This window comes from Streptomyces sp. SD15 (genome assembly GCF_054462255.1).
This window is the reverse complement of the sequence record NZ_JBTLMO010000029.1, coordinates 1-19,764: the sequence shown is the minus strand read 5'-3', so window position 1 is coordinate 19,764 and position 19,764 is coordinate 1. Positions and strand designations below refer to the sequence as shown.

Genomic DNA, 19,764 nt, shown 5'->3' with positions numbered 1-19,764 from the left:
TGGGCACGTGCTGGCGCGCGCGTCAGGGGCGCTGACCGGCCTTGTCGACCAGGGTCGTCCCCACGCCTCCTACCTGTCCGTACGACGAAGGCCGGTTCCCGTGACTCACGCCACATGGGACCGGCCTTTGCCGTAAGCGTCGTGCGGGGGCTACACGCCCGCGTAGGAGTGCTTGCCGGAGACGAAGATGTTGACGCCGTAGTAGTTGAACAGCCAGCAGCCGAAGGCGATGAGCGCGATGTAGGCGGCCTTGCGGCCCTTCCAGCCGGCCGTGGCGCGGGCGTGCAGATAGCAGGCGTACGCGACCCAGGTGATGAACGCCCAGGTCTCCTTGGGGTCCCAGCCCCAGTAGCGGCCCCAGGCGTCGCCCGCCCAGATCGCGCCCGCGATGATCGTGAAGGTCCACAGCGGGAAGACGGCGGCGTTCACGCGGTACGAGAACTTGTCGAGGGAGGCCGAGGCGGGCAGCCGCTCCATGACGGAGGTCGCGAAACGGCCCGGCTTGCCGCCGGTGGCCAGCTTGTTCTCGTACGAGTCCTTGAAGAGGTACAGCAGGGTGCCGACCGCGCCCACGTAGAAGACCGCGCCGCAGAAGATCGCGGTCGAGACGTGGATGTACAGCCAGTACGAGTGCAGGGCGGGAACCAATTGGTCACTGGCGGTGTACAAGACAGTGACGGCGAGACCGAGATCGAGGAGGACCGTGGTGACCAGGGGCAGCCCCATCCAGCGGACGTTCTTCTTCAGCGCGAGCAGCGCCAGGTACACGGCGACGGCGACGGTGGAGAAGGTGATGCTGAACTCGTACATGTTGCCCCACGGCGCCCGCTGCACCGACAGAGCGCGTGCGACCACCCCGGCCGCCTCGACGGCCCAGGCGACCACGGTGAGGGACACGGCGATACGGCCGTAGAGGTCGCCCTGCTCGTCCCCGCCGTGCGCCCCGGGCCCGTCGGGCACATCACGGGCGCCGGCCGCGGACCGGGTGACGACCTGGGGCCGCTCCAGGACGGCGGTGCCGCCGGCCTTGTTCACCGTGACCGCGGGAGCCGCCGCCTTCTTTGTGTCCTTCGTGGCGGTGAGCGCGGCGGCCGTGCGGCCGACCTTGCTGCGGCTGCCGAGGAGCCACTCGGCGATGTAGGCGAAGAAGGCCAGGGTGTAGACGGCCATCGCGGAGTAGATCAGCGTGTTGCTGACGTTGGCGAGGTGTTCGTTGGTGGCGGTGGCGAGAGTCACTTCTCAGCCCCTTCGGCAGGTACGGGGGGTTCGACGTCGGGGTCGGGTTCGTCGGTCTTCGTTGGCGCCCGTTCGTGCACGAGCGCGGCCAGGTCACCGAGTTCTTCGGGAAGCTTGGCGGACTCACTGCGGCCGAGGCCCGCCATTTCGACCACGGTGACACCGTCGGCCCCGGCCGTCGCCCGCACCCAGACCCGACGGCGCTGGATGAAGAGCGAACCGGCGAGACCGAAGATCGCGGCGAAGGCTCCGATCAGCGCCCAGTCACTGCCGGGCTGCTGGGTGACCTGGAAGTTCGCCCACTCCTTGATGCCCTTGTCGAAGGTGATCGACCCGGCACCGTTCGGCAGCTGCATGGTCTCGCCGGGCAGCAACCGCGCCTTGAGGACGTCGCCCTTCGAGTTCTTGAACTGCTTCAGCTTGGAGGTGTCCAGTTGGTACACGTTCTGCGGAATGCCCGAATCGACACCCAGGCTGCCGTGGTAGCCGGTCAGCGCGAGCACGGGGAAGTCCAGCGCGGGGAACTGGGAGAACATCGTGCCCTCGCCCGCGCCCGCGAAGGTCGGCACGAAGAAGGCGGCGAAGCCGAGCTGTTCGCTCACACCCTTCGCGTTCTTGTAGCCGTCCATGACCTTGATCGCGCCCTGCGAGGTGACGTTCGAGTCGAGCGGCAGCATCGGCACGGCGTCGTGGTAGACGACGTTGCCGTTGCCGTCCCGGACCGTGACGACGGGCGCGTAGCCGTGCGCGGTGAGGTAGACCTTCGAGTCGCCGATCTCCAGCGGCTCGTTGACCTTGACGGTGGTCTTCTTGTCCTTGCCGTAGGCGCCCACGCTGTACGTGATGTCCGCCTCGTACGTGCGAGGGGTGCCCTTGTTGGGGCCGGTCCGCTCGTAGGTGCCGGTGAACTTCTTGAGGTTGAAGCTGAACGGCGTGAGGTCGTCGGTGCTGAAGAGGTTGCCGGACTTGAAGTCGTCGTACTGCGACATCGTGTTGGAGAAGCCGTCGCCCTCGAGGATCAGCTTGTTGCCCTCGGACTTGAAGAGCTGGCCCCAGGCGAAGGCGACCAGCATCACGACGAGCGCGATGTGGAAGATCAGGTTGCCGGTCTCGCGGAGGTACCCCTTCTCGGCGGCGACCGCGTCCTTCTCGATGTGCGCCCGGAACCGGCGCTGCCCCAGCACCTTGAGCGCGATCTCGCGGACCTGCTCCGGCTCGGCCTCGGTGCGCCAGGTCGCGTATGCGGGCAGCCGGTTCAGCCGCTTGGGCGCACCCGGCGGGCGGCCGCGCAGCTGCCCCACGAACTGCCAGGTGCGCGGCACGATGCAGCCGATGAGCGAGACGAACAGCAGGATGTAGATCGCCGAGAACCACACCGAGCTGTAGACATGGAACAGCCCGAGCTTGTCGTAGACCGACCCGAGCACGCTGTGCGCGTCCTTGAAGTCCGCCACCTTCTGCGCATCGGTCCCGGACTGCGGGATCAGCGATCCGGGGATCGCCCCCAGCGACAGCAGGAACAGCAGGATCAGCGCGACCCGCATGGAGGTCAGCTGCCGCCAGAACCAGCGGGTCCAGCCGATGACCTCGCGGCCGGTCCACGCCAGCCACCCGGCGGCACCGGGCGCCCGCATCCCGCCGAACGAGCCGGGCACGGCGCTCTCCACCGGAGCGGTGGAAAGCTGGGATCCGGCTTCGCCGAGATCGCCGTCGGCGCTGGTTCCGATGTGCCGCGCAGCGGTCGCCTGACCCGTCGTCTTGTCGGTGTCGGTCGTGCTCATGGATCAGATCCCTACCGTGAAGCCGTTGGACCAGACCTGCATCTCCTGCACGAGGCTGTCCCACGCGCCGGTCAGCAGGAGCAGTCCGGTCGCGATCATCATCGTGCCGCCGATGCGCATCACCCAGACATAGTGGCGCTTGACCCAGCCGAAGGTGCCCAGGGCCTTGCGGAAGGCGACCGCGGCGAGCACGAACGGCACGCCGAGGCCGAGGCAGTACGCGACGGTCAGTATGGCCCCGCGCCCCGCGCTGGCCTGGTTGGAGGAGAGCGCCAGCACCGAGGCGAGGGTCGGGCCGATGCACGGCGTCCAGCCGATGCCGAACAGCGCGCCGAGGAGCGGCGCCCCCACCAGCCCTGTGACCGGCCGCTTGTGGAAGCGGAACTCACGCTGGGTCAGCCAGGGCATCAGCCCCATGAAGAAGACCCCCATGAGGACCATGAGCCCGCCGAGCACCTTGCTGAGCGTGCCCTGGTACTCGTACAGGGTCGACCCGAAGTACCCGAACAGGGCCCCGCCGGAGACGAACACCACGGTGAACCCGAGCACGAACAGGCTCGCGCCCCCGACCATCCGCCCCCGTCTGGCCTCCGCCAGATCCGTACCGGTGACGCCGGTGACGTACGACAGATAACCGGGGACGAGCGGCAGCACGCACGGCGAGAAGAAGGAGATGAGCCCGCCGAGCACGGCGACCGGCAGGGCGAGCAGCAGGGCCCCGCTGTAGACCGTCTCGTTCCTGCCCGTCACCTCGGCGAGGGTCGTTGCAAGGTGCGGGGACGTCGTGATGTCCGCGGACACGGCGAGAAGGGACACGTCAGGTCACTTCTCCGCGAGGATGGGATCGAGCATCTCGCGCAGCGTCTCTTCGCTGAGGGCCTGCAGCGTCCGGGCCGCGACCTTCCCGTCCCGGTCGATGATGAGCGTGGACGGGATCGTCTGCGGGTTCAGCGTGCCCTTCTCGAAGCGGAGCATCAGCTTGCCCGTGGGGTCGTACAGGCTGGGGTACGTGACCCCCTGCTCCTTCTCGAACGCCTTGGCCGCACCGGTGCTGGGGTCACGCGTGTTGATGCCGACGAACTGCACGCCCTGCGCCGCGGTGTCCTTGGCGACCTTGACGAAGTTGCGCGCCTCGGCGCGGCACGGCGCGCACCAGGAGCCCCACACGTTGAGGACGACGATCTTGCCCTTGTAGTCCGCGACGTCGAGTTGCCCGCCGTCGACGGTCTTGCCGGAGAGGTCGGGGGCGTCGGTGCGCGAGCCCTTCTTGACGGTGGAGATGCCGTCTTCGCCCGCGACGAAGTTGGTGTCGCCCGATCCTCCGGAGGTGCCCCCGGAACCGCACGCGGACAGGACAAGCGCGGCGACGGCGGCCCCGGCGGTGAACAGGGCGGCGCGGCTACGGGTGCGGATGCGGTTCGACCGCTGTTCGGCGCGGCAGGCGGCACTCATGTGAAAAGTTTCGCATGCCCGTTTCGAGGATCTTCCGCACCCCCCTTGCGGGCGGAAAACACCATTTCAGGCGGCCGACCCAGCCCCCGCGGAAGCCCCTTCGCCCGCACCGCCTTCGCCGGCACCGCCTTTGCCCGTACCGCCCTTGCCCGTACCGCCCTTGCCCGCATCGCCGAGGAACGTCTTCCAGCCGCCGTCCGGCTGCTGCCCCACGTCCAGCGTCTGGAGCTTGGCCAGCACCTCGGGGCACTGCACGTCCAGCCAGTCCACGAACTGCCTGAAGGAGACGAGGCGTACGTCCCCGCCCTTCTCCTTCTCCCGGCCTATGTATGTGAAGGCCTGCTCGACGGCGTCCATATAGATGCCGCCGTTCCATGTCTCGAAGTGGTTGCCGATGAAGAAGGGTGCGCGATTTGTCTCGTATGCCCGCTTGAATCCGGCGATGTACGCCCCGGTCGACTGCCTGAGCCAGCCCGGGTAGTTGTACGACGGCGCCCGCGTCGAGTTGAGCGACTGGTTGGCGAGGATGTTGTAGTCCATCGAGAGCACCTCGAAGCTGTGCCCCGGGAAGGGGATCGCCTGCAGCGGGAGGTCCCACAGCCCCTGGTTCTTGCGCGGCCAGCACTGGCGGCCGCCGGGCGAGGAGGCGTCGTAGCGCCAGCCGAGTTCCCTGGCCGTGGGCAGCAGGTTGTTCTGGCCGAGCAGACAAGGCGTGCGCCCGCCGACGAGTTCCTTCTCGTAGTCGAAGGGCAGGGCAGGCAGATCGCTCCAGCCCGTATTGGTCCGCCACTGGGTGACGAAGGACTTGGCCTGGTCGATCTCGCTGCGCCACTGCTCCGGCGTCCAGTTGGCGACAGTGCCGTAGCCGGAGCAGAAGTGACCGTTGAAGTGCGTGCCGATCTCATGGCCGTCGAGCCAGGCCTGCCGGACGTACTTCAGCGTCTCTTTGACGTGGTCGTCGGTGAGATAACCGATGTCCGAAGCGCCCTTGGGGTTATTGGGCGGCACGTACAAACGCTTTTTCGACTCGGGCAGGAGATACAGCCCGGAGAGAAAGAAGGTCATGTGCGCGTCGTGCTCTTCGGCGAGCTGGAGAAATCGGGGGAAGAGACCGGTCCCGACCTCTCCCGCCCCGTCCCAGGAAAAGATCACGAACTGCGGCGGGGTTTCGCCGGGTTCGAGGGGCACGGGCTTCGCGGGTTGGTTCGGCTGCTTGCCCGTATAGGCGGTGGAGCCGTCGCCGAGTGGGCGGGCGGTGTGCCGGGAAGGGCCGGGTCGAGCGGGCCGACCCGGTTCGCCCGACCCGGAACCACCCGCTCCCCCCGCACCGTCCTGTGGTGCGGTGCCGCACGCCGCGAGTCCCCACGCGGCTCCGGCACCCACCCCAAGGCCGAGGATTCCCCGTCGGCTGATGTCCCGCATTCGGTCCCCATCTCCTCGCTCCCTCTCAGCCGGCTCTCGGCCGGCACTCAATGAGAGGGCGCGAGGAGGGGACGGGTTCCACCAAACTCACATTAATCGTATTTTACGAAGACTCCGACCGGGTGGCGCCCTACGCCCCGAACGCCTTGCCCTTCCCCTTCACCGGCTTGGCGCCCGCGAGGAGATGGGCCGGGACGAGATCCCGGGCGGGCTCGCTGTAACCCACGGAGACGATCTTGTCGCCGCGGTAGGTGAAGGTGGTGAGGGACGCCAGCGTGCACTGCCGCTTGCGCGGGTCGTGCCACAGCCGCCGCCGCTCGACGTAGCTGCGCACGGTCCAGATCGGCAACTGGTGGCTGACGAGCACCGCTTCATGACCCCGGGCCGCGTCCTTGGCGGCGTCCAGCGCCCCCATCATCCGTACGACCTGCTCCACGTACGGCTCACCCCAGGACGGCTTGAACGGGTTGACGAGGTGCTTCCAGTTCTCGGGCCGCCGCAGCGCCCCGTCGCCCACCCCGAACGTCTTCCCCTGGAAGACGTTGTCGGCCTCGATCAGCCGCCCGTCGGTGTTCAGGTCGAGCCCGTGCGCCTTGGCGATGGGCGTCGCCGTCTCCTGCGCCCGCTCCAGCGGGGAGGCGACGACATGGGTGACGTCGCGCGACGCGAGATGCTCGGCGACCCGGTCGGCCATCTGCCGCCCGAGCTCGGACAGGTGGTAGCCGGCCAGCCGCCCGTACAGCACCCCGTCCGGGTTGGCGACCTCGCCGTGCCGCATGAGGTGTACGACGGTGATGTCGCTGTCGTTCTTCTCGGTCCCGATCCCCATGTTGGCCCCGATCCCCGTGTCGCTCATGCCGTGGCCTCCGCAGCCGCCCGTGCCGCCGCCGGAAGGGCGTCGGCGATCCGCTGGACGGCCCGCTCGTCATGGGCCGTGGACACGAACCACGACTCGAAGGACGACGGCGGCAGATAGACGCCCTGCGCCAGCATCGAATGGAAGAACGCGGTGAACCGGAAGGACTCCTGCGCCTTCGCGTCCTCGTAGTCGCGCACCTCGCGCCCGGTGAAGAAGACCGAGAACATGTTGGAGGCGTTCTGCAGCCGGTGCGCGACGCCCTCCTTGCTCAGCGCCTCCGTGACGAGCCCACGGATCTGCTCGGAGACGGCGTCGACCTTGTCGTACGCGGCGTCGTCGAGCAGCCGCAGCTGCGCGAGCCCCGCCGCCGTCGCCACCGGGTTCCCGGACAGCGTGCCGGCCTGGTAGACCGGCCCGGCGGGCGCGAGATGCCCCATGACGTCCTTGCGCCCACCGAAGGCGGCGGCAGGAAACCCGCCGCCCATGACCTTGCCGAAGGTCATGAGATCGGGACGAACCCCATCAATTCCATACCAGCCGGCCTTACTGGTCCGGAACCCGGTCATGACCTCATCGGAAATGAACAGCGCGCCGTTCTTCGCGCAGGCGTCCTTGAGCCCTTGGTTGAACCCGGGCCGCGGCGGCACGACACCCATGTTCCCCGGGGAGGCCTCGGTGATCACGCAGGCGATCTCACCGGGATGCGCGTGGAAGGCCTCGTTCACGGCTTCGAGGTCGTTGTAAGGAAGGACGATGGTGTCCCCGGCCTGGGCGCCGGTGACACCGGGGGTGTCCGGCAGCGCGAACGTCGCCACGCCGCTCCCCGCCGCCGCGAGCAGGGCGTCCACATGCCCGTGATAACACCCTGCGAACTTGATCACCTTGGGGCGCCCGGTGAACCCGCGCGCGAGACGGATGGCGGACATGGTCGCTTCGGTCCCGCTGGAAACGAGCCGGACCTGCTCTACGGGCTCGACCCGCGCGACGATCTCCTCGGCGAGGGCGACCTCGCCCTCCCCCGGCGTACCGAAAGAGGTGCCGCGCGCCACGGCCTCCTGGACGGCGGCGATGACGTCGGGCTGCGCATGCCCGAGAATCATCGGCCCCCACGAACAAACAAGGTCGACGTATTCCCTCCCGTCGGCATCGGTCAGGTATGGACCGTTACCGGACACCATGAAACGGGGCGTACCGCCCACGGCACGGAACGCTCGCACCGGAGAGTTCACGCCGCCGGGCGTGACGGCAGCCGCACGGTCGAAAAGAGTCTGCGAAACTGGGGCTTCGTACGGATAGCTCACACGAGCCATGGTGTCAGAGGCTGCGAAGATCCTGCGGACAGGTGTTTCAACGCACGTTTCGGCGTGCGGCCGTGGGGGAGGTCACTGTCACGATGATCGGGTTGCGTGGCGGGGGTCGCGCGCCTTAGAAAAGCAGTCGGGTGGAGATATGCATCGCGGTGGCGGACTGGGCGAGGGGACCGATGACCTCGGCCCTCGGCGTGCCCGGCGGGGGAAGCACCGGCGCGAGGCGGAGGAAGCGGCAGAGACACCTGAGCGGATCGACCAGTCGGCGCGTATGGACGGTATGGACTACATGGACCGTAGGGCAGACCGGCTCGGGGCAGGGAGCGGGAATGGTGGCCGGGTGGGGGTGACGTACAAATACTTCGGCGCGCCCGACGGCGCGACGGCGGCCCGGGTACCGATCTCGATGCGCCCCGAAGAACTCGGCGGCGACGAGCTCGGCATGAACGGCATGTTCACCAAGATCAAGCCGGAGACGATGGCCGCGATGGTCCTCACCGGCATCGAGGGCGTCCCCCTCCACAAGGTGCCCCCGCTGGAGCTGGTCGTCCTCCACCCCGACTACGCCGTGGTGAAACTCCCCATGACCGTCGTCGACCCCCTCCGCGGCATCGGCGAGGAAGCGGTCGGCGCGGCCGCCTTCATCTGGTCGACGGTCCCGGACCGGGGCGGGCCGCGGGACGCGTTCAACGTGTACCAGCTGCTGCACGAGTGGCAGGACTTCAGCCACCGGCTGCATGAGGCGGGGCATCAGCCGTACTGCCTTGTGTGGCCCTGACCTGGGGTTTCACTGGTAGCGGGCGGGGTCTTCGGACCTCGCCCTTTTCAGTGCCGGAGAGCGGCCGTCAGGCGGCCAGGGCACATTGTTCGTACGGCATCCAGCCGGACCGCGAGGTTGTGAGGCCCAAGCTCGCTCAATGCCCAGAGACTGCTGACCCGCCGGGCCCGGCTCCAGAGCCGGTCGTCTGTATCCACAGGCGTGTGGAAAGCAAGAACGGGGATGCCGTGGGCGACGAACGGCTGGTGATCCAGGTAGCGCCAGCCGCCGGGGCCGCACAGGTAGTACGTGCTGCCGCTGGTCACGGCGAGGTCGGCGAGGCGCTCCGACCGGCCTTCACGGGTCGGGACAGCGCTGCTGTCCAGCACTTCCCCGCTCCAGCCGAGAGCGGTGAGCAAGGCGATCGTGGACGTCCTGGCCAGGTCCGCCACGCGCTCCGTGGTCTCGAACCGGTCGAGGACCGCGTCCAGAACCTCTTCCACCGCAGGCCAGTGGGGGCTACGGCCGTAGTACTGGCGAATGAGCAGTCGGACGGTACGCCGGGAACGTTCTGCGTCGGCCAGTCGTGCCTGGTTGACGCGCGTGGGGCGACCGTGGGGCAGGCGCGTGGGGAGCGTGAGCCACTGTTGCCGGTCGGGATCGTCCAGGGCGGCGAGCCGTGCACGGTGCTGGTAGTCGCGTCGCGCGAACTGCACGTCGTCGAGGACGATCCACCGGTCGGCGGCGTATAGCTTGGCCAGCGTGGACAGCCGCGGGAACAGGTTCGGCTGGTGGATCGCGCACACCCCGCCGGACGTCTGGAATCGGCGTGTGTCAGGTGCTGATGAGGCGGCTGTCGAAGCCGGCGCCCAAGAGGCGCTCGTAAGCGTCATGCACATCCCCCGGTACGTCCTGCTCGACGGCGAACCCGAGCTTCGGATACTCGATCACCCGCTGCAGGTCGCCGACGAGCATGTCGACGACGAGCTTCTCGTCGCCGATCGACTTGATGTAGTCGTCCAACTCCAGCGGCTCGGAAGCACAGACGACGTCCACCTCGGGCCACAGCTTGCGGCAGGTGGCATAGGAGCGGCGCTCCATGTACGGCTTGGAAATCAACAGCAGCGACTCGACCGCGATGCCGGCCTCGGACAGCAACTCCCTTGAGAACGTGATGTTCTGGCCAGTGTTCGCGGCCTTCGGTTCCACGAGGATCGCCTCGTCCGGGACACCCAGGCTCAGCGCGTGCTCGCGGTAGTGAACGGCCTCGCCTCGCGGGAAGCGTGCGCGGGTCGTGGGGCTGTTGCCGCCGCTGAACACCACGACCGGGAAGAGGCCGACACGGTAGATATCAGCGGCAGCGGTGGCGACGCCCAGGTCGTGGCTGCCCAGACCGATCGCCGCCGAGCAGGGCCGCAGCTCGTGGCCCATCTGGTGGTAGTTCCAGATCAACGTCGCGTCGTGGAACTGCTCGTCGGTGATCTGGCGCTGCTGGTGCTCCGGCACTGGCACTCCCTGGCTCATCCTTGCTGGCCCTTTCGGATGCCCTCGATGCTGCGCAGCTGGTGGCTCAGCCCGTACTGGCGGGCCACCTGTGCCGCCTGATCGAGGACGGACAGCCCATCATTCCGGGTCGCCGCATCCGACAGAAGGATGTGCCCGTACGCGGTGTCCAACCGCTCCCGTTGCATCGGGGAGCCGGTGGTGCGTGCGATGTCGATGTAGTGCAGAGCCTGGTCCAGGTGGTCGGCGCCCCGGTGGGCCAGGGCCGGCTTCTGGTGCGCGACCGACCAGTCCTCCGGCTCGCCCAGCGTCTCGAACTCGCGGGTGGCGGCAGCCATGACCTCGGTGGCGTACGTGTTGTTGCCCTCCTTGCTGAGCGCCGTGCCCACCCAGAGACGGGCACGGGCACGATCCCGAGAACTCAACCGCTCGTCAGCGGCAAGTAGTTCGTACCTGCGAGCGGAAGCTTCGAGCTGACCAGACATCTCCTGGACGACGGCGAGAGACAGCTCGATCTGCGCCACCCGGCGAGGGATGTCCAGCTCGGTGAACATGCCGCGCGCGTTCAGGTAGGACTGGCGGGCGGAGAGCGGACCGAGGATCGCCCCCTGGTCTCGCTGGACGTCGCCGGGCAAGACGAGTGAACGCCCATACAGGTACAGGCCCTTGTCGTCCAGGCGATGCGGGTCATGGCCGGCCAGCCAGCGGTTCAAGCGGCGGCATCCTAAGAGGCGCCTCGGACACAAGGCTGGCAAAGGGCCCGAGGCCATGAGGGAAGCCCCTGTCGAAGGCCAGCTGGGGGCCTCCTTCAGCGACGAAACGGGCCTGTCGTTTGGATCATCCCGAGAGATACCGCACCTCACAGCAGGGCTGATCCAAACGACGGCCCTGGTGCTGCGCCGCGGAAGTTCCGCCGATGAGTTTCCGGCGGTTGTCCGGTCTACCCGCCGACGAAGGGAGCGCACCATGCGCGAGATCATCGTTTGCACGTTCCTGACGCTGGACGGCGTCATGCAGGCGCCGGGCGGTCCGGACGAGGACGCTGAGAGCGGCTTCGAGCACGGCGGCTGGCAGAAACCAGTGGCCGACGACGAGGTCGGCACGGCCATCGCCGGTTGGTACGAGCACTCCGACGCGATGCTGCTCGGCCGCAAGACGTACGAGATCTTCGCGTCGTACTGGCCGACCGCCGATCCCGACAACCCGTTCACCAATCGGATGAACAGCATGCACAAGTACGTGGCGTCTCGGACCCTGACGTCCGTCGAGTGGCAGAACTCCACGCTGCTGGAGGGCGACACCGTCGATGCCGTACGCAAGCTGAAGGCGTCCGACGGCGGCAACATCAACGTCGTCGGCAGCGGCGACCTCGCCCAGACCCTCATGCAGCACGGCCTCGTCGACGAGTACCGGCTGACCATCCATCCGGTGATCATCGGAACCGGCAAGCGGCTGTTCGCCGACGGAGCGATCCCCACTGCGCTGGAGCCCGTCAGCGTCTCGACGACGAAGGGCGGCACCATCGTCGGCGTCTACCGGCCGAACGGTAAGCCCAGCTACGACAGCTACTAAGCGGTTTCGTTTAGATCACCGAGCGGACCAAGAGAAAGATGCCCGCGACGTGGAGTCCGGCCAGGTAGATGGTCGCGGTCTTCTCGTAGCGGGTGGCGATGCCGCGCCATTGCTTCAGGCGGTTGATGCACCGCTCGACGGTGTTGCGCTGCTTGTAGGTCTCGCGCTCGAAGGCCGATGGCCTGCCGCCCCGGCTTCCCCGCCCGCAGTCGGTGACGTCGCTGGTCGGCCGGGACGGGGATCACCGTCCGGATACCGCGCGTGCGCAAGTGGCTGCGGATCGCGCGGGAGGAATACGCCTTGCCGGCCAGGAGCATGTCCGCACTGACCGTCAGAACACGAAAGGGGCGGGCCCTCGGGCCCGCCCCTTTCGTGTTCTGACGGTCAGGCCTGGGCGTACTCCCAGCCGCCGCAGCTGTACGGGGTGCCGCTGGACCCTTCCTGCAGGCAGGCGCGGATCTGCAGGGTGGTGCCCTCCGCGAAGGACAGGTTCCAGTTCTTGGGGACGGCGTAGCCGTTGGCGCTGTAGTACGAGTGGGTGGCGGAGCTCGAGTTGTAGCGCCACTGGGCGGCGACGCCGTGACCGTCACTCTTCATGTCGAGGGCGGTGAGGATCTCGCCGTCCTGGGCGAACTCGGTCTTCGCGCTCGGCGAAGAGATGGCGTTGTAGGCCTCGAAGATGTAGCCGGCGGCCTGTGCCGGGGCGGTCGCCAGGACGAGCGCCGACGCGGAGGCCCCGGCTATCCCGAGGGCGGTCGTCAGACGGCGGTAGGACGTGCGCAAGGCAGTGTTCCTCTCTTCGGACAACTGTTGGCGCCTGAACTTACCTGAGAGGCAAGGGAGTTAAGAGTTTTATTGCCGGGTGTCCGTGTCCGGCGGTGCGCCAGGAGACTCGACACAGTCGATGGTCAACCGCCAGGACCCGTTGACCCCCTGGCAGCCATTCCGCGCTCCCTCCACACTGCCTTGTGTGGCCCTGACCTGGGGTTACAGGTCGGCGGCGGTGGAGGAGGCCTCAGTCGTACGCCCTCAGGCACAGCAGCGTCGCGCCGTCGTCCACCTTCGTGGACCAGTACGTGCCGGCGTCGTACTGCCCGTGGCGGCAGACCTCGGCGCCGGCGCCCGCCGTCGCCCGGTAGACGTCCGTGACGACCAGGATCTCGTTGTACGCGGCGGGAACCCTCCGGTCCGTGCAGTTCGGGGACGACAGCATCGCGATGCTGCTGAGGACGTCGTTGTCTTCGTGCTTGGCGAGCAGGCAGTCACCCTGGTGGTACTGGCCGGTGAGGCAGAGCGCGGTCCGCTCGCCGCTGCTGGTGGAGTAGTACGACCAGGTGGCCTTGCCCACGCCGGACGTGCAGTCGTCGGTGGTGCCGGTGACTTTCACGCGCGTCCCGTAGCCGCAGGACGTCGTGTTCGGCTCCTCCTCGCTCCAGTCGAACTTGCTGAGACCGCCGTAACCGGTGTCGACGACGTCCAGACAGTCCCCGTACGAGACGGCCTTGAAGGCGTCTTCGGTGGGGTCGGGCTCGAGGGAGCTGGGCTCCGGCTCGGGCTCCGTGTCGTCGAAGCCGCCGCTCGACGACACGGAGGAGCTGTCGGTGTCGGTGTCGCCGAGGTTGCCGCCGGTGCCGAGGCCGCTGGTGCCGCCGCTGCTGGACAAGGTGAAACGTGAGGTGGGGCTGCTTGTCGGAGTGTCGTCGTCCTCCTTCTTGTCCCAGGGCTGCCAGACCAGGACGCCGATGATGAGTGCGGCCACGAGCAGGCCGCCCCAGCCTTCCGAGGAACCCGACTTCTTGGTGGGTTTCCCGGTCGCTCCGGGGTTCGGGGGCGGCGCGGACTTCGGCGGGGCCTTGGGCGTCGAAGTCGTGCCGGTGCTCTTGTTCTTGGTGGAGGTCTCGGTCTTCTCGCGCGCCAGGCGCTCGCGCTCTTTGCGCTGCTTCTCCTTGCGTTGCCTCTCCTTCTGTTCTTTCTCCTTCCTCTCCTGTTCCTTGCGCTCCCGCGCCTCCGCCTCCGCCTGCTCCTCGGCCTGCGCCCGCATCAAGGCGTCCCGCTGCTTGTGCAGGGCCTCGAGTTGCACGCGCATCTTGCTGATCTCCTCGTCCGAACCCTCCGGGGTGCCCTCGGACTTGATCCGCGTCGGCGCTTCGGCCGCGTCGAAGTCCACTGTTCCGTCGTGCAGTTGCCGCCCCTGCTCCGCGTACTCCTCGATCAGCGCGGTCCAGGCCCCCGGCAGCCACCGCTCGGCGTTCCGGTCCGCCAGCGCCTGGTCGTCGAGGTCGGTGAGGATGTCCCGCAGCACGTCGGACGGAGCGGGACGCCTCTCGGGGGCGACCTCCAGCAACGGAAGGATCAGCGGTTCCAGTTCCGGCGGCAGCCCGCTCGTGTCGAGCTCGCCGCGCTGGACGAGGGCGAGGACCCCGATGGAGTGGTCGGTCTGCTCGTACGGCGGGCGGCCGACCGCGAGGAAGAAGAGGGTGGCACCCAGGGAGTACATGTCGGACGCGGCGGTCGACTTCTTGCCGCACGCCTGCTCCGGCGACGTGAACGCGAAGGTGCCGATGGACGTCGTCGAGCTGGTGTGGTCGTTGGCGTGCAAGATGCCGAAGTCGATGAGGCGGGGGCCGTCATGGGGCAGCAGGATGTTGAGGGGTTGGGAACTGCTGCCGGTGTACTGAGCAGGAGTGACTTCTGGTGAGCGTGGTTGAGCGCCGGGGCTGGATACGGTTGTTCCGCTGTGCGCCGGGGCGCCTCTGCTATGGGGGGTGTGGCTCTGCCCTTCGTTCTTCGAGGAGGGGAACTGGAGTTCTTGGGTCGAATGGGTGACCTTTGCAGGGGCTGCTCGTTGACTGTCGTGACGGGGATCTTCGGCCGGTGGGGAGGGGGAACGGGTGGGCGGGCTGCGGGAGTTGGCGGCGTCGTTCGTGGTGCCCGGTCCTGTCGGGGTGGCGATCCGGGACCAGCTGCGGGTGTCAGCGGCGGATGCGGTGGTGCTGGCCGAGGTGGGGATGTTTCTGGGTTCGCTGGCTGCTGGTGATCTCGCGGAGCGGTCCCGTCAGGGGCTGGCGCATGATGCGGCGGGGTGGGCGGTGCGCAAGCGGGGGCTGACGGGGCGGTCGTCGGCGCGCTGGTCGGGCAGTATCACCAAGGCCACGCATGACCAGTGGGCGCTGGCCCGGCGCGGCCAGGTGGCGCATCTGGCCTGGCTGCGCGGCCAGATCGTCTCGGTCGAGGCGCGGCTGGCCCGGCCGCTGGGCGCCAAGGCGAACAAGCGGGAAGGGCTGGCGCGCGGGTATGCCACGCGCGGCGAGTGGCATGCCAAGTCCCGCCGCCTGCACACCCTCAAGGACCGGCTGGCGGTGGTGGAGGCAGACTGGGCGGCGGGCCGGGTGCGCGTGGTGCGCGGCGGCAAACGCCTCGCGAACACCCGCCACCACCTTCAGGCGGCCGGGCTGAGCGAGCAGGGGTGGCGGGAGCGGTGGCAGGCGGAGCGGATGTTCCTGGCCGCCGACGGGGAGTCCGGCAAACGCTTCGGCAACGAAACCATTCGCATCACCGACACCGGACAGATCTCCATCAGACTCCCCGCCCCGCTGGCCCACCTGGCGAACGCGCCGCACGGCCGGTACCTGCTGGATGCGCCCGTACGGTTCCAGCACCGGGGCGCGGAGTGGCGTGACCGGATCACCGCCAACCGGGCGGTGGCCTACCGCATCCACCACGACACTGCACGTGGCCGCTGGTATGTGACCGCCTCCTGGCAGCGCGCCGCCGCCCCCGTGTTGCCGCTACAGGCGGCCCTCGCGCACGGGGTGGTCGGGGTGGACATGAACGACGACCACCTCGCGGCCTGGCAACTCGATGGGCACGGCAACCCGGTCGGCGAGCCGCAGCGCTACTTCTACGACCTCTCGGGCAGCACCGAACACCGGGACGCGCAGATCCGGCACGCGCTGACCCGGCTGCTGCACTACACCCGACGGTGCGGGGCCGCCGCGATCGCCATCGAGGACCTCGACTTCGCGGCGGAGAAGGGCCGGGAGAAGCACGGCCGCAACAAGCGCTTCCGCCGCCTGATCTCCCGCTTCCCCACCGCCAAGCTCAAGGCCCGGCTGGTGTCGATGGCCGCCGAGCAGCAGGTGGCGGTGTCGCGGTCGACCCCGCCTACACCAGCCGGTGGGGCGCTCAGCACTGGCAGAAACCGCTGACCGCCCCACGACGTCAGACGTCCCGGCACGATGCGGCAAGCGTCGCGGTCGGGCGACGCGCTCTCGGGCATCCGATCCGGCGACGGACGGCACCGCCCCACCCCGACCAGAGTGATCGTGGTGGGCATCGGACCGTCCAGGCCCGACCGGACACCCGACGGCGTGAGGAAACCCGCCCCCACCCGCCCGGACCGCGCACCGGATGCGCGCCACCGGGCCGTGGAGCGAAAGCGGGGGACCAGTGTGCCCAAGACCGTTCGGGGCACGCGGCTGAGCAGGAGTCCTGGCAACAGGACTCACTCCCACTCAGTCTTTAGGAACGGTTTGATGTCCCGGTGGACGACCCCCAGGCCGTGCAGCTCGACCAGCGCCCGCGCGGCTCCGGCCGCGACCCAGCGCACCGCGTCGACGGGCAACGTCCCGGCACTGACGACGAGTTCGGCCAGGCTGGGCGCCGGGATGAACTCGATGGCGAGCCACGGGCGCTCCGCCTTCGCGTTGGCGTCGACCACGGTGGCGGTGTAGGCACTGTCGACCCGCCCCGCCAGCTCCACCTCGCGGGCGAACCGCTCCCGTTCCGGCCTGCTCACGATCCCTTCGGCGAGGAGCGTCTTGACCGCGACGAGCCCGTGTTCCACCACGGTTCCGGTGGGCCCCGCAGCGCTGGCGGGGGTCCCGGGCGCCTCCTGCCGGGCGAGATAGACGCGGCCCATGCCGCCCGTGGCGATCCGCCGCAGCAGCCGGTAGGGGCCGAGCCGCCGAGGATCATTGGAGGCGATTCCCTGGTCAAACCGTGTCACGGCAAAGGTGGTTGGGAAAGTACGTGTGGCTGGAGGTAAGCGTCCGGTGAACGAAGCGGTAACGGCGGGCAACCTTGGGGCAGTTGACGGGGTCTAGTCCGCCATGAAGATTTCCTTCCTGATACACAACGCCTACGGAATCGGAGGCACGATCACCACCACCTTCAACCTGGCCCAAGCGCTGGCCGAGCGGCACGAGGTGGAGATCGTCTCCGTGCTGCGGCACCGGGAACACCCGAACTTCACCCTGGACCCGAGAGTTTCGCTACGGCCGCTGGTGGATCTGCGGCAGGAGAAGGAACATCCGCTGCATCTGAGACCGGCGAGAGTGTTCCCCACCGCCGAGTACCGCTACCAGCAGTACAGCGAGCTGACCGACCAGCGGATCGCCGAGAGCCTGGCGGCGACCGACGCCGACGTGGTCATCGGCACCCGGCCGGGGCTCAATGTGCATCTCGCGCTCGAGGCCCCTCGACGGGTGGTGCGCGTCGGGCAGGAACACCTCACCCTGGACAACCATCCACCCCGGCTGCGCACCACACTGCGCCGGGCTTACCGCCGGCTCGATGTGATCACCACGGTCACGGAGGCGGACGCCGTCACCTACCGGCGCAAGATGCGGCTGCCCGGGGTCCGCGTGGAGGCGCTCCCGAACAGCGTTCCCGATCCCGTGCTGCCTGCCGCGGACGGCACCGCGAAAGTGGTGATCGCGGCCGGCCGGCTGGTCCCGGTGAAGCGTTACGACCTGCTCATCGAGGCGTTCGCGCTGGTCGCCGCCGAGCACCCGGACTGGCAGCTGCGCATTTACGGCAAGGGCGAGGAACACGCCCGGCTGCGGCGGCTCATCGAGAGCCTCGGCCTGTACGACAACGTATTCCTGATGGGCGCGGCGGCTCCCATGGAGGCGGAGTGGGTCAAGGGCTCGATCGGCGCGGCCGCGTCCAATTTCGAACCGTTCGGTATGACCATCGTCGAGGCGATGCGCTGCGGACTGCCGGTGGTGAGCACCGACTGTCCCTACGGACCCGGCGAGATCATCAAGGACGGGGTCGACGGCCGGCTGGTGCCGGTCGGGGACCACAAGGCGATGGGCGCCGCACTGCTGGAGCTCGTCCGCGACGACGAGCGGCGCGGGCGGATGGGCCGTCAGGCCCTGGAGAACGCACGACGGTTCGCCCCGGTCCCTGTCGTGGAGCAGGCCGAGCACCTGTTCGGCGAGGCGATCTCGGCGAGAGAGACCGGGCGACCGGTCGCACCGGAACGCGGTCGGATGCAGCGCGCTCTGGTCAGCCAGGGCTTCGCCGCACGCGACGCCGCGTATGCCGCGGCCGGCAGCGTGCTGCACACGGTGCGGAGGAGCCGGTGATGAGCATGGAACACGACACGCAACCTCGTACCGCCTGCACGGTCGACGCGGACGGCCGGATCACCTTCGTCCTTCAGCTGGGGGCGGCGGCCGTCCGACCCCAGCTGCTGCTGCGGCTGCGTCCCAGGAAGGGACAGCCCGAGAAGATCCTGCATGTCCTCGATCTGGAGCCGGTGGACGACGGCCGCCGACGCGCCGTCCTGAAGCCGGGGACCGTTCTCGCGGAAGGGCGGTGGGACGTGTACCTGCTCCGCGAGCCGGGAGCGGAGCGGCAGCGGCTGCGCCCCGGTCCGCGAGACCTGCGGGCCCTCGTCGACGGACACGTCCGTGACTGGTCGTCGCCGGTGGCCGTGCGGGTTCCGTACGCCACCAAGGACGGCTACCTCGCGGTACGGGCCTGGCTGCGCACCGCCCATGCGGAGGTCGGCGGCATCGACGTCACGGACCGGTCGATGACGGTCAGGGCACGGCTGCACGGTGCTTCACTCGCCGAGGAAGCCACCGTACGACTGCGCCTGCGGGGCGGGGACGGCCTCATACGGACCCTCGAGCCACGGGCCGAGAAGGACGGCCGGGGGTTCTCCTTCACCATGGATCACGAGGAGTTGACCGCCGAGACAGGCACCGGAAACCGCGTCTGGGACATCCTCGTCCAGGCCCGACCCGCTGTGGGAGCCCCACTGATCCGGATGGGCCGTCTGCTCGACGACGTGGCGGACCGCAAGGAGATCTTCGTCTGTCCGGCGGTCACGGTGGGCGGTGTCGCCGTGCGTGCTTACTACACGGTGGACAACGACCTCTCCGTGGAGGTGGTGGAGGCAACAGCAGCCGGTTGACCGCGCCGCCCGTCGATCCAGGCGGCTCCGGGGTCAGTCGAGCTGTTCGAAATGGATGGCGCGGATGAAGCAGTCCCGCGGCTGGGATACGGCGAACATCACGCAGTCGACGAGGGAGTGGGCGGTCAGTCCGTCCCGCGCACTGCGCGGCGTGGCGTCCCAGTCCGGGGACAGCGGGTCGGGGTTGGCGAAATCCGGCGGGTACAGGGAGATGACTCGCACGCCCTCGGGCCGCAGCCGCTTGGAGAGGATGTCGGCGAAGCCCGCCTGGGCGCTCTTGGCGGCGTAGAAGGCGGCGTGGGCGTCCGAGCGGTGGTGGCCGGGGACGCCGGCGGTGGAGATCATGTTCACCACGTCCGGCTGCCTGGGAGCGACCGAGCCGCCCGCCCCGCGCGACCGGCAGGCCCCGCCCCTTGCCCGCCTCGTCGTGGGTGATCAGGTGGACGTCGAGATCCGGTCCCGACTCGCGGGCGACCGTGGCGCCGACGCCCGGTCCGAAGACGTACTGCCATCCCTTGCGGCGGGACACCCCGAGGACGATCTGCGTGGCGTTGACACCGCGCGCGAAGTCGAGCAGGGCCGAGGGGGTGTCTTCGCCTATGACGTGGTGGAAGGTGCCGCCGAGGTCCTCGACCAGGGTGCGCTGGACGGCGAGTTCCTTGGGC

17 protein-coding genes and 4 pseudogenes are annotated in these 19,764 nt (G+C 68.7%); 5 read left to right on the top strand and 16 right to left on the bottom strand.

The annotated features are described in order from the left end of the window. Positions 1-150: 150 nt before the first annotated feature. The 7 genes from ccsB to hemL form a co-directional block, all read right to left on the bottom strand. Entirely contained in the window at positions 151-1,236 is a 1,086-nt protein-coding gene (ccsB, locus tag ACX28W_RS26320; protein WP_459001895.1) for a c-type cytochrome biogenesis protein CcsB, read from the bottom strand. Then, positions 1,233-3,017 carry a cytochrome c biogenesis protein ResB gene (gene resB / locus ACX28W_RS26315; protein WP_459001893.1) on the bottom strand — a complete coding sequence of 595 codons (1,785 nt, stop codon included), beginning with the start codon at positions 3,015-3,017 and terminating at the stop codon, positions 1,233-1,235. The genes ccsB and resB overlap by 4 nt, the downstream gene beginning before the upstream one ends. A gap of 3 nt (positions 3,018-3,020) precedes the next feature. Next, positions 3,021-3,833 (bottom strand): cytochrome c biogenesis CcdA family protein, encoded by an 813-nt coding sequence (locus ACX28W_RS26310; RefSeq protein ID WP_459001891.1) that lies wholly within the window; start codon positions 3,831-3,833, stop codon positions 3,021-3,023. A gap of 6 nt (positions 3,834-3,839) precedes the next feature. Beyond that, positions 3,840-4,469 (bottom strand): TlpA family protein disulfide reductase, encoded by a 630-nt coding sequence (locus ACX28W_RS26305; protein ID WP_459001889.1) that lies wholly within the window; start codon positions 4,467-4,469, stop codon positions 3,840-3,842. A gap of 66 nt (positions 4,470-4,535) precedes the next feature. Continuing rightward, positions 4,536-5,891, bottom strand: coding sequence for a polysaccharide deacetylase family protein (locus ACX28W_RS26300; RefSeq protein ID WP_459001888.1), 1,356 nt, complete (start codon positions 5,889-5,891; stop codon positions 4,536-4,538). Between the two features lie 130 nt (positions 5,892-6,021). Then, positions 6,022-6,747, bottom strand: a complete 726-nt coding sequence (locus ACX28W_RS26295; protein WP_459001886.1) for a histidine phosphatase family protein — start codon at positions 6,745-6,747, stop codon at positions 6,022-6,024. Continuing rightward, on the bottom strand, positions 6,744-8,060 hold the full coding sequence (hemL, locus tag ACX28W_RS26290; protein ID WP_459001885.1) for a glutamate-1-semialdehyde 2,1-aminomutase: 1,317 nt from the start codon (positions 8,058-8,060) through the stop codon (positions 6,744-6,746). Before hemL ends, ACX28W_RS26295 begins: the two co-directional genes overlap by 4 nt. 337 nt (positions 8,061-8,397) lie before the next feature. On the opposite strand from hemL, the gene ACX28W_RS26285 reads away from it, so the two are divergent. Further along, a complete protein-coding gene (locus ACX28W_RS26285) occupies positions 8,398-8,835 on the top strand; it encodes a hypothetical protein (protein ID WP_003974483.1) in 438 nt (145 codons plus the stop codon). Positions 8,836-8,882: 47 nt separating this feature from the next. Here ACX28W_RS26285 and ACX28W_RS26280 read toward each other — a convergent pair whose 3' ends face one another. The 3 genes and pseudogenes from ACX28W_RS26280 to ACX28W_RS26270 all read right to left on the bottom strand — a co-directional run. Next, positions 8,883-9,620, bottom strand: coding sequence for a WbqC family protein (locus ACX28W_RS26280; RefSeq protein WP_459001883.1), 738 nt, complete (start codon positions 9,618-9,620; stop codon positions 8,883-8,885). Between the two features lie 28 nt (positions 9,621-9,648). Next, the gene (locus tag ACX28W_RS26275) at positions 9,649-10,338 is read right to left on the bottom strand and encodes a YdcF family protein (protein ID WP_459001881.1); all 690 of its coding nucleotides are present in this window, start codon (positions 10,336-10,338) and stop codon (positions 9,649-9,651) included. Continuing rightward, positions 10,335-11,030: pseudogene (locus ACX28W_RS26270) on the bottom strand (hypothetical protein); the annotation flags it as partial. The pseudogene ACX28W_RS26270 and the gene ACX28W_RS26275, both read right to left, overlap by 4 nt. 253 nt (positions 11,031-11,283) lie before the next feature. On the opposite strand from ACX28W_RS26270, the gene ACX28W_RS26265 reads away from it, so the two are divergent. Next, positions 11,284-11,889 carry a dihydrofolate reductase family protein gene (locus ACX28W_RS26265; RefSeq protein ID WP_459001880.1) on the top strand — a complete coding sequence of 202 codons (606 nt, stop codon included), beginning with the start codon at positions 11,284-11,286 and terminating at the stop codon, positions 11,887-11,889. Between the two features lie 10 nt (positions 11,890-11,899). Here the strand turns inward: ACX28W_RS26265 and ACX28W_RS26260 are convergent. The 3 genes and pseudogenes from ACX28W_RS26260 to ACX28W_RS26250 all read right to left on the bottom strand — a co-directional run. Next, a pseudogene (locus tag ACX28W_RS26260) lies at positions 11,900-12,257 on the bottom strand (transposase); the annotation flags it as partial. A gap of 16 nt (positions 12,258-12,273) precedes the next feature. Beyond that, positions 12,274-12,672 carry a hypothetical protein gene (locus ACX28W_RS26255; RefSeq protein WP_459001879.1) on the bottom strand — a complete coding sequence of 133 codons (399 nt, stop codon included), beginning with the start codon at positions 12,670-12,672 and terminating at the stop codon, positions 12,274-12,276. A gap of 232 nt (positions 12,673-12,904) precedes the next feature. Continuing rightward, the gene (locus ACX28W_RS26250) at positions 12,905-14,530 is read right to left on the bottom strand and encodes a protein kinase domain-containing protein (RefSeq protein ID WP_459002025.1); all 1,626 of its coding nucleotides are present in this window, start codon (positions 14,528-14,530) and stop codon (positions 12,905-12,907) included. Positions 14,531-14,780: 250 nt separating this feature from the next. Here ACX28W_RS26250 and ACX28W_RS26245 point away from each other — a divergent pair, with 250 nt between their 5' ends. Next, positions 14,781-16,097 carry an IS200/IS605 family accessory protein TnpB-related protein gene (locus tag ACX28W_RS26245; protein ID WP_459001878.1) on the top strand — a complete coding sequence of 439 codons (1,317 nt, stop codon included), beginning with the start codon at positions 14,781-14,783 and terminating at the stop codon, positions 16,095-16,097. Between the two features lie 296 nt (positions 16,098-16,393). Here the strand turns inward: ACX28W_RS26245 and ACX28W_RS26240 are convergent, their stop codons facing one another. Next, positions 16,394-16,897 (bottom strand): protein kinase domain-containing protein, encoded by a 504-nt coding sequence (locus tag ACX28W_RS26240; RefSeq protein ID WP_459001877.1) that lies wholly within the window; start codon positions 16,895-16,897, stop codon positions 16,394-16,396. Positions 16,898-17,000: 103 nt separating this feature from the next. On the opposite strand from ACX28W_RS26240, the gene ACX28W_RS26235 reads away from it, so the two are divergent. Continuing rightward, a complete protein-coding gene (locus tag ACX28W_RS26235; RefSeq protein ID WP_459001876.1) occupies positions 17,001-18,263 on the top strand; it encodes a glycosyltransferase family 4 protein in 1,263 nt (420 codons plus the stop codon). Continuing rightward, a complete protein-coding gene (locus tag ACX28W_RS26230; protein ID WP_459001875.1) occupies positions 18,263-19,099 on the top strand; it encodes a transferase in 837 nt (278 codons plus the stop codon). Before ACX28W_RS26235 ends, ACX28W_RS26230 begins: the two co-directional genes overlap by 1 nt. Before the next feature lie 33 nt (positions 19,100-19,132). On the opposite strand, the pseudogene ACX28W_RS26225 reads toward ACX28W_RS26230, so the two are convergent. Both ACX28W_RS26225 and ACX28W_RS26220 read right to left on the bottom strand, forming a co-directional pair. Continuing rightward, a pseudogene (locus ACX28W_RS26225) lies at positions 19,133-19,462 on the bottom strand (SDR family NAD(P)-dependent oxidoreductase); the annotation flags it as partial. 1 nt (position 19,463) lies between these two features. Next, positions 19,464-19,764 (bottom strand): annotated as a pseudogene (locus ACX28W_RS26220) (adenine nucleotide alpha hydrolase family protein); the annotation flags it as partial.